This is a genomic window from Acinetobacter sp. TAC-1, from assembly GCF_029025845.1.
Lineage (GTDB): Bacteria > Pseudomonadota > Gammaproteobacteria > Pseudomonadales > Moraxellaceae > Acinetobacter > Acinetobacter guillouiae.
Genome location: NZ_CP118892.1, coordinates 4,323,845 through 4,336,042, shown reverse-complemented (window position 1 = coordinate 4,336,042; position 12,198 = coordinate 4,323,845). Strand labels below are relative to the sequence as shown.

The 12,198-nt window shown below is 39.3% G+C and carries 14 protein-coding genes; 10 read left to right on the top strand and 4 right to left on the bottom strand.

What is annotated here, in order from left to right:
* Positions 1-2 precede the first annotated feature (2 nt).
* The 5 genes from PYV58_RS20280 (at position 3) to rplS (ending at position 2,837) form a co-directional block, all read left to right on the top strand.
* On the top strand, positions 3-431 hold the full coding sequence (locus PYV58_RS20280; protein ID WP_034617462.1) for a type IV pilin protein: 429 nt from the start codon (positions 3-5) through the stop codon (positions 429-431).
* 145 nt (positions 432-576) lie between these two features.
* On the top strand, positions 577-834 hold the full coding sequence (rpsP, locus tag PYV58_RS20275) for a 30S ribosomal protein S16 (protein ID WP_004718284.1): 258 nt from the start codon (positions 577-579) through the stop codon (positions 832-834).
* A gap of 27 nt (positions 835-861) precedes the next feature.
* A complete protein-coding gene (gene rimM, locus PYV58_RS20270) occupies positions 862-1,410 on the top strand; it encodes a ribosome maturation factor RimM (RefSeq protein ID WP_004718282.1) in 549 nt (182 codons plus the stop codon).
* 42 nt (positions 1,411-1,452) lie between these two features.
* Entirely contained in the window at positions 1,453-2,193 is a 741-nt protein-coding gene (trmD, locus tag PYV58_RS20265; RefSeq protein WP_004818651.1) for a tRNA (guanosine(37)-N1)-methyltransferase TrmD, read from the top strand.
* A 272-nt stretch (positions 2,194-2,465) separates the two neighbouring features.
* Complete coding sequence (gene rplS, locus PYV58_RS20260) at positions 2,466-2,837, top strand: 50S ribosomal protein L19 (protein WP_004718278.1); 372 nt, start codon at positions 2,466-2,468, stop codon at positions 2,835-2,837.
* A gap of 58 nt (positions 2,838-2,895) precedes the next feature.
* On the opposite strand, the gene PYV58_RS20255 is transcribed toward rplS, so the two are convergent.
* The 3 genes from PYV58_RS20255 to PYV58_RS20245 all read right to left on the bottom strand — a co-directional run bounded on the left by PYV58_RS20255 (position 2,896) and on the right by PYV58_RS20245 (position 6,525).
* Positions 2,896-3,864, bottom strand: coding sequence for a triacylglycerol lipase (locus tag PYV58_RS20255; RefSeq protein WP_034617444.1), 969 nt, complete (start codon positions 3,862-3,864; stop codon positions 2,896-2,898).
* 263 nt (positions 3,865-4,127) lie between these two features.
* Positions 4,128-5,102: a triacylglycerol lipase gene (locus PYV58_RS20250; protein WP_004818656.1), complete on the bottom strand. Its 975-nt coding sequence runs from the start codon at positions 5,100-5,102 to the stop codon at positions 4,128-4,130.
* A 388-nt stretch (positions 5,103-5,490) separates the two neighbouring features.
* Positions 5,491-6,525, bottom strand: coding sequence for a lipase secretion chaperone (locus PYV58_RS20245; RefSeq protein ID WP_034617442.1), 1,035 nt, complete (start codon positions 6,523-6,525; stop codon positions 5,491-5,493).
* A gap of 138 nt (positions 6,526-6,663) precedes the next feature.
* On the opposite strand from PYV58_RS20245, the gene truB reads away from it, so the two are divergent.
* From truB to PYV58_RS20225, 4 genes are all read left to right on the top strand, one after another.
* Entirely contained in the window at positions 6,664-7,569 is a 906-nt protein-coding gene (gene truB, locus PYV58_RS20240; protein ID WP_034617440.1) for a tRNA pseudouridine(55) synthase TruB, read from the top strand.
* Between the two features lie 126 nt (positions 7,570-7,695).
* The gene (locus tag PYV58_RS20235; RefSeq protein ID WP_004718268.1) at positions 7,696-8,463 is read left to right on the top strand and encodes a TSUP family transporter; all 768 of its coding nucleotides are present in this window, start codon (positions 7,696-7,698) and stop codon (positions 8,461-8,463) included.
* A 163-nt stretch (positions 8,464-8,626) separates the two neighbouring features.
* The gene (locus PYV58_RS20230) at positions 8,627-9,088 is read left to right on the top strand and encodes a hemerythrin domain-containing protein (RefSeq protein ID WP_034617436.1); all 462 of its coding nucleotides are present in this window, start codon (positions 8,627-8,629) and stop codon (positions 9,086-9,088) included.
* A gap of 186 nt (positions 9,089-9,274) precedes the next feature.
* Positions 9,275-9,457, top strand: coding sequence for a hypothetical protein (locus PYV58_RS20225; protein ID WP_275059650.1), 183 nt, complete (start codon positions 9,275-9,277; stop codon positions 9,455-9,457).
* Positions 9,458-9,714: 257 nt separating this feature from the next.
* On the opposite strand, the gene PYV58_RS20220 is transcribed toward PYV58_RS20225, so the two are convergent.
* Positions 9,715-10,584, bottom strand: coding sequence for an EamA family transporter (locus tag PYV58_RS20220; protein WP_034618045.1), 870 nt, complete (start codon positions 10,582-10,584; stop codon positions 9,715-9,717).
* A gap of 169 nt (positions 10,585-10,753) precedes the next feature.
* Here PYV58_RS20220 and PYV58_RS20215 point away from each other — a divergent pair, with 169 nt between their 5' ends.
* Positions 10,754-12,190, top strand: a complete 1,437-nt coding sequence (locus tag PYV58_RS20215; protein WP_034618044.1) for an SEL1-like repeat protein — start codon at positions 10,754-10,756, stop codon at positions 12,188-12,190.
* The last annotated feature ends 8 nt before the right edge of the window (positions 12,191-12,198 follow it).

The following is a 12,198-nucleotide window of genomic DNA, read 5'->3' as shown; positions in this document are numbered from 1 at the left end:
GTATGAAATTAAAAGGTTTTACTTTAATTGAGCTATTGATTGTTGTCGTAATTTTAGGGATTTTGGCTGCGATAGCATATCCAGCATATCAAGACTATATAATTAAGACCAATAGAGTTGATGCTCAAAGTGAAATGCTTCAAATTGCCCGAAATTTATCCAATTATAAAATGGCGAAAGGGACATTTAAAGATGCCAAATTGGAAAATGGAGCATTTGAAGAAGATTATCCAAGTGTTGGAGAAGCAAAATATAAAGTTAAATTAGAAGTTTCTAAAGATAATTTAACTTGGTCTTTAAATGCTGCTCCAATAGCAGGTTCTCAGCAAGCCGGAAATGGTGATGTCGGATTAGATAGCCAAGGCCAAAAATGTTGGAGCAAAGGTACCACTTGCACCCCATCAGCAACCACAAATTGGGACGGTAAATAAAAATCAAATTCAAAATTGTGGATAAATAAAATTTGATCTTTCTTTCATGACAAAGATAACGTAAAATATTGCCCTCTATGAAAGGGGTTTGAAATGTATCGATGGTCGGTGCAAGGATAATCCGTAAAAACTATAAGGTTCTATCATGGTTGTAATTCGTCTAGCACGCGGTGGTGCTAAAAAACGTCCGTTCTATCAAGTAATCGTAACTGATAGCCGCAATGCGCGTGACGGTCGTTTCATCGAACGTATTGGTTTCTTTAACCCTACAGCTCAAGGTAAAGCAGAAAAACTTCGTTTAGATGCTGACCGTTTTGCTCACTGGGTTGCTCAAGGCGCTCAACCGTCTGAACGTGTTGCTTCTTTAGCTGCTCAAGCTAAGAAAGCTGCAGCTACTGCATAATTAAACCTTTAATTAGGCAGTAAGCCCATGACACCAGCACAGAATGTGCCCGAAGATCGTATTCAGATTGGACAGCTACGTTCAGCATATGGATTAAATGGGTGGCTCTGGGTCTATTCCAATACAGAACCTATGAGCAACATATTTGACTACCTTCCTTGGTACATTGAGACCAAAGCAGGTTGGCAAATTGTAGACGTAAAACGTTGGAAACCACATGGTAAAGGCTTGGTTGTTTCGTTGAAAAGTGTGAGTGATCGCACTGCAGCAGACAGCTTAGTTGGCGCGAATGTTTGGATTTCAAAATCGCAACTGCCTCAAGCAGGCGTGGACGAGTATTACTGGTCTGATTTAAAAGGTCTAATCGTATTAGGTCTGAATGAAGAAGAACAGGAAGTAAATCTTGGTCAAATCCACGAATTGTTTGAAACAGGCGCCAATGATGTCATGGTTGTTCGTGCAACAGCTGATAGCATCGATGGCGAAGAGCGAATGATTCCATGGCATAAAGATGTGGTACAACGCGTTGATCTCGAAGCTGGTCGTATCTATGTCAATTGGGGCGTAGATTTCTAATCCGATAAGGATTGGCGCAGCAGGAAAATAGAGGAGTCTGCGATGTTTTTTGCAGTCATTACGCTTTTTCCTGAAATGTTTGAAGCGATTACAGCGTACGGAATTAGCGGGCGAGCGGCAAAGCGTGACATTGTACAAGTTCATTGTATCAATCCACGAGAATTTGCTGAGGGTAACTACAAACGAGTGGATGAACGTCCATTTGGTGGTGGTCCTGGTATGGTGATGATGGCTGAGCCTTTGGCAAAAGCAATCCACCATGCAAAAGAGCTTGCAAAGCAAGCAGGTGCAGTTCATGTTCCTGTGGTGTATATGTCACCACAAGGGCAGACCTTAAATGAACCTGCAGTACAACAATTTGTTGAATATGACGGATTAATTGTGCTGTGTGGACGTTATGAGGGCGTTGATGAGCGTTTGATCCAAAAATATGTTGATCAGGAATGGTCGATTGGAGATTACGTATTATCAGGCGGTGAACTCCCTGCGATGGTTTTATTGGATAGTATTATTCGACGTTTGCCGAATACCATGTCAGATGAACAATCAGCAGTGCAGGACTCATTTGTGGATGGTCTTTTAGATTGCCCACAATATACCAAGCCAGATCATTTTGAAGGTTTGGATGTTCCTGAAGTACTTAAGTCAGGGCACCATGCCAATATTGAGAAATGGCGGTTTTTGCAACGCTATCAACGCACTTTAGAACGCCGACCTGAGTTGGTGGAAAAAGTTGAGTTGACCAAGCAGCAAAAAAAATGGCTAAAAGATGAGCGAGGGTAGGCAAGCATTGATCATGTTTGTTTCAACGCACGTCAGAAGCTGTACTTCTTATTAGTAATACAACAATTCATCATTGTTGGCCTGCGGAATGTGAGTTCCATAAGAAGTCGGCTTCGAGAAAATACTTATGATTAAGTACTTATATTAGGCTCTTTATTGATCTGAATAACATCAGCAATAAAGGGAAAGATAAACGGGTTGATACGCGATTTAGCCTCTATCCCCAGCGGTTGTGCAGACCTCTTCTGTCCCGCAAAACGGAGATTCCCACAATGAGTGGTAAACATCCTTTAGTTCAAGCAATTGAAAACCAACAGTTAAAAACTGACCTCCCAACTTTTGCTCCTGGTGACACAGTTATCGTTCAAGTAAAAGTAAAAGAAGGTGATCGTGAGCGTCTTCAGGCTTTTGAAGGCGTAGTTATTGCGAAGAAAAACCGTGGCTTGAACTCTGCGTTCACAGTACGTAAAATTTCTAGCGGTGTTGGTGTTGAGCGTGTATTCCAAACTCACTCTCCAATCGTTGCTAAAATCGAAGTGAAACGTCGTGGTGACGTTCGTCGTGCTAAGCTTTATTACCTACGTGAATTGTCTGGTAAAGCTGCGCGTATTCGTGAAAAATTACCAGCACGTAAACAAGGTTAATTTTAACTTTGCTTTACAGCTAAAAAAATGCGCCATTTGGCGCATTTTTTGTTTCTTGCTAAAGTCCTTGTAGTTTTAGGCGATTGGTATGTTCACGATAGACTTGTACTGGATCTGGTGCAAAAATTGCACGCAATCCTAAAATTTGATTGACCTCATCTAAGTGATTCCAACGATAATCATCACGAATCGTTTTACCGAATTTAGCACTACATCTTGAGACTAAGCCATCATTATCACGACCTGCGTTAATTAAGAGGCTTGTGCCAAGTAGGGCAGAATCCAAGTCGAGAAGATTTGTAACGGCGGTATTGCCTGTAAATGAATAGAATTGAATCCCTTTTTCTTGATAAGCCCCTTCACCACAAGCCGTGGTACCAACGCCCATCGGGAATTTACTGTTAAATAGTGCAGAACCTTCAATGGTGAGGCTTTTCCCACCTGCCAACGCATCATGAGGAAGTTCTTTCGGGTTAAGACCTTGCGCCCAGACAATTGCTTTTGAAAATAAATTGACCACACTCACCAATGGACCTTGAAGTGGCGTGCCTTCTATACTTAAGATAACGTTTGCAACAGGGCTACCTTTTTGTGGTGAACCAACAGCAGTCACAGATGCAATTTGCATAGGCATGATGCCTGCGACATAGCGGCTGGTTGGACCACCATGCGAATGTCCGATCAGATTGACTTTTTGACTGCCGGTAATTGCCAGAATCTCTTCCACTTGCTGAGCCAATTGCTCACCACGGACTTCAGTAGAATTAAAGGGTGATACTCGCGTAGCCCATGTATTGGCGCCGTTGCGAGCCAAATCTGGTAAAATTTGATACCAGTAGTCTAGTCCTAAAACATCGCCAGCACGAATAAACCCAGCCATACCGTGCACAAATACCACAGGATATTTGGTTTTTGCATAGTCCGAGTTTACTTTACTGACAGTCACTTTTTGCGCATTATTAGATGCATATGCGGTTGATAATGTACTCGCCAGCAGTAGACTCGCGATAATACGTCCATATTTCATGTTAAAACTCCATCTATTTTATTATTGGGCGATTTACATACCTCAATTTTAAATGTATTGAGTGTAAAGCCTCGATTCTGATCATGTTTGCAGGAACGCAAACTTTAACTTCTTTGTTTTTTTAAATCTCATATCAAATCAGATTCTGGAATTCGAAATTCAATACGATGTTCAATATAAAATTTGAATCCAGAATCATTTACTATTCAACTATAAAATATACTGAATGAACAGTACATTTTATCGCCTCTCATCGGCAATATTTACAAGCCTTGTAATTTCAGACGATTGGCATGTTGACGATATTGAGCAAGTGGATTCGGCGCAAAAAATAATCCACGTAGCCCTAAAACATGATTGATTTCATCCATGTGTGTTTGACGGTAATTGTCTCGAATCACTTGCCCATAATGAGTATTGCAACGATTCATCATGCCATCATTGTCTAGATTTTTATAAGACAAAGGCGCGAGTGTAGAAATGACGCCATCCATAACATCAAAAATGTTGGTGAATTGAGCTGTACCCGTCCAAGAATAATGATAAACACCATTGGCTGTTACTTTTTGACCATTACCACAGTCTTTGGGAATCGCAGCGCTTGGAAATTTTGCATTAAATTCAGCAGCCCCTTGTTCGCTCACACTTTGTAAAGAGTTATTTAGACTGAGGGGGAGGGATGGATTACCTTCGAGAAGTGTAATCACAGGTGCTAAGATATATTGACTAAAAACTGTCAGAAGCGTATTTGCGCCTCGGTTACTTAAAATATCATCCGCGATCTTAGAACCTTTAATTGCCCCTGCAACAGCAGTTAAAGAAGCAACTTTTGTGGGTGCAACGATTTCAATATAGCGAATTGTTGGACCACCATGACTATGTCCAATCAGATTGACTTTGGGTGAGCCAGTCAGTGCGATGACTTCATCGACTTGCTGTAAGAGCTGTTCACCACGAAGCTGTGTCGATTCCAATGGGGAGACTTGTGTCGCATAAACTTTTGCGCCATTGCGAGCTAAATCAGGGAGGATCTGATAGAAGTAATCTATGCCAAAGGATGAAGGCCCTAGACGGGTGAAACCGAACATCCCATGATTAAATACAATCGGATATTTGGTTTTTGCATAGTTTGAACTGACATAACGTGGATTTACAGTTTGTAAGCCAGATGCAGATGCGGTCATCGAACTTAATCCAATGATTAAACTCATGGCGAAAATATTGATCTTAAATTTCATATTAAAATACTCTTGTTGTTTTTAAGTGAATTGTTGATTGACATGAAGTCTATGTTGCAAGCTAAAATTTGCTTACAACCCTTATGGTCTCAAGCGATTGGCATACCATCATTATCGTTATTGCTCTAAACCAAAGGTGCAAGTTGCATTAAAATCGTGTCAATCCCGAGCAAGTTTTTAGTTTGTGTGCGTCCTCCTTATAGGTGGTTGTTAATATTATTTCCCACTTTGTATCAGTAGACTTGTAGGTATCCCTGAGTCATAAATCTACAGAGATACTTGAGTATGGCTTGCAAACTCAAGCCATAAAACGTGCTATAACGCATAATCTAAATATTTTTGTTTTCGCTTTTTTCATCATTTTAGCGATGTGCTATGTATTTTATGGCTAATTTGCAAAGGGTAATTTGCCTCCTTGATCATGCACAGTTTCAAAAGTTTGTAATCTGAGTTGCTCTTGTTGATTTGCAAATTGTTGTGATTTCAATTGTTCTACAGCACGCTGTTTGGCTGAATCACTCAGATTACTTTTGAGGATATTGTCACGCTCAGCAAGGTATTGATTAACTTTGCCTTTCCAATCATTTCGTTGTACATCAAGCGTTTCTAAGCGTTGTGTCGCCTCGGGTCCCACCAGATTGGTGCGCATTTGACGGATCTCTTGTGCAGAACCACCACGTGCCTTAATCTCCGCTGTCAACTTTCTTAAGTCTTCAAGTTGATTGAGTTGTTGTAAATTCTCTTTCCAGTCCTCAGGGAGTTGCTCAAAAAGTTCTTTGAGTTTTTGCGCTTTTTCAGCCGCAGATAATTTTTGATTATCCATAATTTCTAAGCGGTCTACCGTATATCGGTCATAGGTATCTTGTGTGCCAAATAAGCCTTGAATTTCATAATCCGAGAAGAATTTTTTTCTTAAGTTTTGAGTATTGACTAAGATCTGCTGATAATACTTTGCGCTTTCTTTATCTGCGGTGGGTGCTTGTAAATCGCCTAATTTACTTCTGTAATCAATATAACGTGTCCAGAGATCATCTAACTGCGATAGTAGAGGCTCTTTATAGCTGATTTTGGTATAGCTGAGAAAATCGGTTTTGATTTGCTCAATGCTTTTTTCACCATATTGGGTGATGAAATATTCAAAGCAATCTTTGGTCTGTTCATTGACAATTAAACGATTGGAGGCATCTGCACGGATTTGGCAATTAATTTGCGTGTCTTGTTGGCTTTTGCTGGCAAAGCTCAGTGCTTCGGATGCTGGAAGTTGAGTTGAAGCCAATTGCCCCATCTGTTGTTCATGTGCTTTTTCTGAAGCTGGCGGTGTTTCAGTCGATTCTGTATTGGGTTTTAGCCAAAAAATTACGGCTAAAAGAATGATCAAGAGACTACCAAGGATGATCCCAATCATTTTTTTAGATAGATCCATCTAATATTCCTACTATTTTTAGATTTTTTATTGAAAAAATAATTTGCCATAGAATTCGAAATTTCAAACAGAAAATTTGTAAAAATAGACGAATGGTTTTTGCTAAAATAGCGCATTATTCTCCGTATCCAGACCAATATGTCTTCAAAAGCTCAAAAAATACCGCGTCGCCATATCAGTGGTGTTTTTTTATTGAATAAGCCTTTAGGCATAAGTTCAAATGCGGCGCTACAAAAAGTGCGATGGTTGTACCGCGCTCAAAAGGCAGGGCATACAGGGGCGCTTGATCCTTTGGCATCTGGACTTTTACCAATCTGTTTAGGTGAAGCGACTAAATTTTCACACTATCTGTTAGATTCGACCAAGCGTTACCAAACGACAGTTCAGCTCGGGCATAGTACGACCACGGGTGATGTTGAAGGCGAGGTTTTACTTGAAAAGGCCGTACCTGAATTAAGCCAAGACAGTATTCAACAGGTTTTGGCGCAATTTACCGGAGATATTCAACAAGTTCCGCCAATGTATTCAGCCTTAAAAAAACAAGGCCGTCCTCTATATGAGTTGGCGCGTCAGGGAATTGAGATTGAACGTGAGGCACGCCCAATTCATATTTTTGCCATTGAGCTGATTGCGTTTAATCAGCACAGCCTGACCTTGGATATTACTTGTTCTAAAGGAACATATATTCGAGTTTTGGGTGAAGACATTGCCAAAGCATTGGGAACTTACGGGCATTTAACATACTTAAATCGAACTCAAACTGGTCATTTTGATTTGATACCAGAATATACCATTGAACATTTGGAAAGCTTGACTGAACAAGCGCGTGAAGCCTTGTTGCTGCCTGTCTATGCACCAATTGATCATTTTCCTAAAGTTCAGGTACCTGAAGGACGTGCGGAATATTTTAGCCGCGGTATGGAAAGCAATATTGAGCATGTTGCCGAAGCTGAAGTCTTGGTTTTTGATGGTGATAAATGTTTAGGCTTGGCTGAAATTACCGATAAAAAGCGTTTAGTGCCTAAACGGGTGCTAAATCTTTAATTTGGTTTCATTGTTAGAAAATAACTCAGTTTAAATCTAAGCCTGATTAAGCCAAAGCAGGATTAAGCCAGAGCACGGTTAAGTCTCCCAGCGTTAATAGACGCCTTTAAAAGATAAGTGAATGTTATGGAATTTGATATCATCCTCAGTTTAGTATTCTTTGCCTTTTGTGCAGGGGCAATTGATGCCGCTGTTGGAGGTGGCGGACTGATTCAAATTCCTGCATTAATGGGTGCTTTACCGCATTATCCTACCGCCACAGTTTTTGGAACCAATAAACTGGCTTCGATTTGTGGAACGGCTTCGGCTGCTTTTTCATATTTAAAACAAGTCAAAATTCAGTGGAAGCTGTTGGCAGTGATTGGTATCACTGCCTTTATTAGCTCATTTGGTGGCGCTGCTTGTGTCTCACTGATCCCTCAGGAAATTTTGCGGCCATTTGTATTGTTTATGCTGATTGTGATCGCAATCTATACATTTTTTAAGAAGCAATTTGGACAAGTCCATTTTCAACAAGAAATCACGCGTAAAATGTTATTGATCGCGGGTGTTGGCGGTTTATTGATTGGCTTTTATGATGGAATATTTGGGCCAGGTACAGGTAGTTTTTTCATCTTTTATTTTATTCGTTATCTGAAAGTTGACTTCTTGCACGCATCGGCGCTTTCCAAAATTGGCAATTTCATGACCAACTTTGCCGCGCTGAGTTTCTTTATTCCCACTGGACATGTGTTATTTCAATTGGGCCTGCTGATGGCTGTTGCCAATGTGTGTGGTTCATTGGTTGGTGTGAAAATGGCATTGAAATATGGCAGTGGTTTTATTCGTATTCTATTTTTGATTTTGGTCAGCATTTTGATTTGTCGCTTGGCCTATCAAATGTTTGTCGCGTAATTTGCTAGATTCTCTGGTTAATTTTTTTTGATACAAAAAAGCTTAAATTTTGTAAGGCTTTTTTTTGATTTGTCTTCTAAGATTGTTGGTTCTTGATCGAAAAATCACAGACCGAAGCAATGGAAGGTAAATATCAAATAGGATTATAAAAAGAGGGATTTAGATGAATATATTTGAGGCTTTGAGAGAAAGCCATATCATTCAGAAGGATTTGTCAGAACAATTAACGCATACCTCAGGCGATAGTCCTGAACGAAGGAAAATTTTTAATTTATTAAAAAATGAATTATTTGCCCATGCGATTGCGGAAGATCGCTATTTTTATATTCCGTTAATGATGACGGATTCAGGTTTAAATATTACCCGTTTGGCACTGGCTGAACATCATGAGATGGATGAAATATTACAATCACTAGAACAAACAGATTTTAGCCACTCTCGCTGGTTGGTTTTGGCGAAACGATTATCTGAAATCATCGCGCATCATATTCATCAAGAAGAGCATTCTTTTTTTCAAAAAGCGCTAAAGATTTTAGATGAAAATCAAAAATTAATCCTAGCAAAGAAGTACTTATCCGAATATAAAAAGTATAAAGCAAAAGACATCATTCGTTTGGTTGGCTAAGTCTATTGGCTGGTATTTCGTTGACTTGTCTACGAAGGCAAACTGAATAGAATTGAAGCTATAAAGTACCCAGAGAATGATGAGCAGATAGCTGAACGATATTTACTTTTTTTAGTTAAAGAGGTTTCTATAGTCAAACTACCTAATTATTCATACAAGTGATTTGCATCAAGTCATTGATCATAAATGAAACTTATGTTTTTCTATGAACTTTTAAAAACTGTTGGCTATCAATCCATTTTTGTACTTTTGAATTCTAGATGGTTATTCTACCGCGAGGCGACATGGATGTCGCCGTTGGGCGGGGGTACAGGACGTACCCCTCGCCAAACAGAAGATTTTTGTCATCTTTTCATCTCTGAAAAGTGAGGCATCGCCTACGCAAAGGTATTTAAACTTTGAATGTAAGGTGTGGCATTGCAAGCTTTTTATAATTAAGCAATTTATTTTTACAGAATATTGATTTAATTAACAATATTGATTAAGAGGAATTATCTTTTTGTGTCTGAGTTTTTTGACAGGTTGGCTATATCATATATTTACGCTGATCTTTTTCTCTTCCTTAAGATCGCGTAAATATGGTCGGGATTCTATATAACTGGCAGTGGGTCAGTATTGATCATGTTTTAGTGGGTATTTGAGCTTTTCGCCGCTCTAAATGTTACCCCTACCGACGCAATCATAATGCAGATTAAAGCAACGGTTTGCCAAGCAGTAATATGTTCATTCAGTAATACCATACCTGAAATTGCGGCAAGTGCAGGAGATAGACTCGATAAAGTACCATAGCTCATTTTGCTTAATTGTTTTAAAGCAAGCAGATCTAAGGCATACGGAATTGCTGTTGCTAAAAGTGCAATCAGCAAAGCTTTGCCCCAGTACTGTGTTTGCAGCAAGGCATCTGGGTTATGTACAGCACTGATTGGCAGCATAACCAAGGCAGATAAGACGATTGCAATACTCAGTGCATGCATACCAATATTTTGTCGTACAACTTTTTGCCCAAAATAAATATAACTTGCCCAACAGACACCTGCACCCAAAGCAAAAGCAGCACCAAGATAGGAAAAATTATGTGCGGTCGCATCTTGCCAAGGCACCATCAAAGCAATACCAATGATGGCAAGAAACACCCAAATATAGTCAGTTTTTTGTTTAATCGAGAGCAGTGCCAAAGTCAGTGGCCCTAAAAACTCTAGTCCAACAGCAATACCTTGAGGTAGTTTGCCTAAAGAGGCATAGAACAGCACGTTCATCAAACAGACTGAACCACTATAGTAAAGTAGCTCATTCCATCTTAGATAAGGTAAACGCTTGATAATTTTCCATGAACGGAACATTAAAATAATTAAAATAGACGCAAAACATAATCTTAAGGTCACGACGGTAATCGGATCTAAAACCTCAAATAACTGTTTCGCAAATGAGGCACTGATCTGATAAGCCACTATAGATAAAACCATGAAGAGCACAGCAGTGAGTTGAGAGTTTGGCATATCTAAGGTGAAGAAAAATATTGCACAGATTTTAGCACTTTCTCGGATTTATTTGAGTATTTCGCGAATAGATGAATATTGATTCAACATTTCCCTTTGAGATTCAGCCGAGTCCTCTGTAAGATGGGAATGATTATACTTGCAATGGCACATGTGTTAGGAATAAAAGATGTCAGGAAACACCAATAAAACTGAAAATTTAGGCTTAAATGCGACAGAACTTTCACAAGCAGAAACTTGGTATATCGATGTACTTAAATTAGAACAACAAGGTCTTGCTCAAAATGAGCAAGACGCTCAAGCGCGTGTTGATTTGTTGGTCAATGCCTCTAATCAGAATTTTGCACCTGCAAGTACTTTGTTAGGACAGTGGCATGTTTTAGGCCGTTATGTAAATCAAAGTGTGCAGTCAGCTCTTCTTTTTTTTCAACATGCAGCAAAGCTTAATCATGCATTGGCTCATTTAGAACTTGCTTATCTTGGCTTGAACAATGCAACAGATCAATTGACAAAAGCACAAGCCCTAATGCATTTGCAACAGGCAGTTCAACTGAATCATCCAGAAGCAATTTTTGTTTATGCACAACAACAATTGTCACAGGATCCACAGTCTGCGTACTTATTACTTTTAAATAATTATTTAAAAAACCAGCATCAAAACAGCCTGAAGTTTTTTGTAGAGTTTTCAGGGTTTGATTCGATCAAAGTACAAAATGAATTGTTAAAAATTGCTGAAAAAGACCATTTTTCCTGTGCTTTATTGGCGTTTAGTTATTTAAAACAGAACAATCTTGCTGCTGCTTTAAAATATGCCGATATCGCGCAAGAACATAATGATCCATTTGGCTGCTATGTTCGTGCACTTATTGAACAACAAAGTGCTAAAGCGGATGCGGCAGTTGTGCAAGAGTTTTTACTTAAAGCTGCAAAAAATGGACATATCGAATCGGCTTATTTAGCTGCAGTGACACTGTTAAAAAATTCGGAAAATGCCAAAACTGAGCAAAAACAGAAAGAATATGCAGCACTCGCTTTTGATTTATTATCGCATGCTGCTGTTTCAGGCAATGTTCCAGCTCAATATTCTTTAGCACAGTGTTTACGTTATGGTATGGGAACTGAGAAAAATCTTGATCAAGGCATTTCTTGGTTAGAACGCGCCGCAATGCAAAACCATCCAGATGCACAGTTTGAATTGTCGATGTTACTGCCTTTAGAACATGAACATCACCTCCCATTATTAAATTCAGCCGCAGAGAAAGGCCATGTTCAGGCCATGCTGTGTATGTCGATTTTTGAGCAACGTCAAAACAATGCGGATGGGGCATTATTCTGGTTAAACAAGGCCAAAGAGTTGAAAGTTCCACGTGCTTTCTTCTTATTGGCACAAATGTATCAGGAAGGTAAGTGTGTAGAGGCTGATCTGACCCAAAGTGCAGATTTGTTTAAACAAGCTGCCGATCATGGCGATATTGACTCTTATTTTGAATTATTTAAAATTTATAAAGATGGGATAGGGGTACGTAAAAATAAAAAAACTGCCAGCAAATATTTGGATTTAGCCAAAGAAAACCAGCATATTGAAGCAGCTTCAATTGAGTTTTAATCAAAGAT

Excerpts from the sequence above, each read along its gene's own strand:
- PYV58_RS20280 (WP_034617462.1), top strand. The coding sequence starts at position 3 with ATGAAATTAAAAGGTTTTACTTTAATTGAGCTATTGATTGTTGTCGTA.
- rpsP (WP_004718284.1), top strand. The coding sequence starts at position 577 with ATGGTTGTAATTCGTCTAGCACGCGGTGGTGCTAAAAAACGTCCGTTC.
- rimM (WP_004718282.1), top strand. The coding sequence starts at position 862 with ATGACACCAGCACAGAATGTGCCCGAAGATCGTATTCAGATTGGACAG.
- trmD (WP_004818651.1), top strand. The coding sequence starts at position 1,453 with ATGTTTTTTGCAGTCATTACGCTTTTTCCTGAAATGTTTGAAGCGATT.
- rplS (WP_004718278.1), top strand. The coding sequence starts at position 2,466 with ATGAGTGGTAAACATCCTTTAGTTCAAGCAATTGAAAACCAACAGTTA.
- PYV58_RS20255 (WP_034617444.1), bottom strand. The coding sequence starts at position 3,864 with ATGAAATATGGACGTATTATCGCGAGTCTACTGCTGGCGAGTACATTA.
- PYV58_RS20250 (WP_004818656.1), bottom strand. The coding sequence starts at position 5,102 with ATGAAATTTAAGATCAATATTTTCGCCATGAGTTTAATCATTGGATTA.
- PYV58_RS20245 (WP_034617442.1), bottom strand. The coding sequence starts at position 6,525 with ATGGATCTATCTAAAAAAATGATTGGGATCATCCTTGGTAGTCTCTTG.
- truB (WP_034617440.1), top strand. The coding sequence starts at position 6,664 with ATGTCTTCAAAAGCTCAAAAAATACCGCGTCGCCATATCAGTGGTGTT.
- PYV58_RS20235 (WP_004718268.1), top strand. The coding sequence starts at position 7,696 with ATGGAATTTGATATCATCCTCAGTTTAGTATTCTTTGCCTTTTGTGCA.
- PYV58_RS20230 (WP_034617436.1), top strand. The coding sequence starts at position 8,627 with ATGAATATATTTGAGGCTTTGAGAGAAAGCCATATCATTCAGAAGGAT.
- PYV58_RS20225 (WP_275059650.1), top strand. The coding sequence starts at position 9,275 with ATGAAACTTATGTTTTTCTATGAACTTTTAAAAACTGTTGGCTATCAA.
- PYV58_RS20220 (WP_034618045.1), bottom strand. The coding sequence starts at position 10,584 with ATGCCAAACTCTCAACTCACTGCTGTGCTCTTCATGGTTTTATCTATA.
- PYV58_RS20215 (WP_034618044.1), top strand. The coding sequence starts at position 10,754 with ATGTCAGGAAACACCAATAAAACTGAAAATTTAGGCTTAAATGCGACA.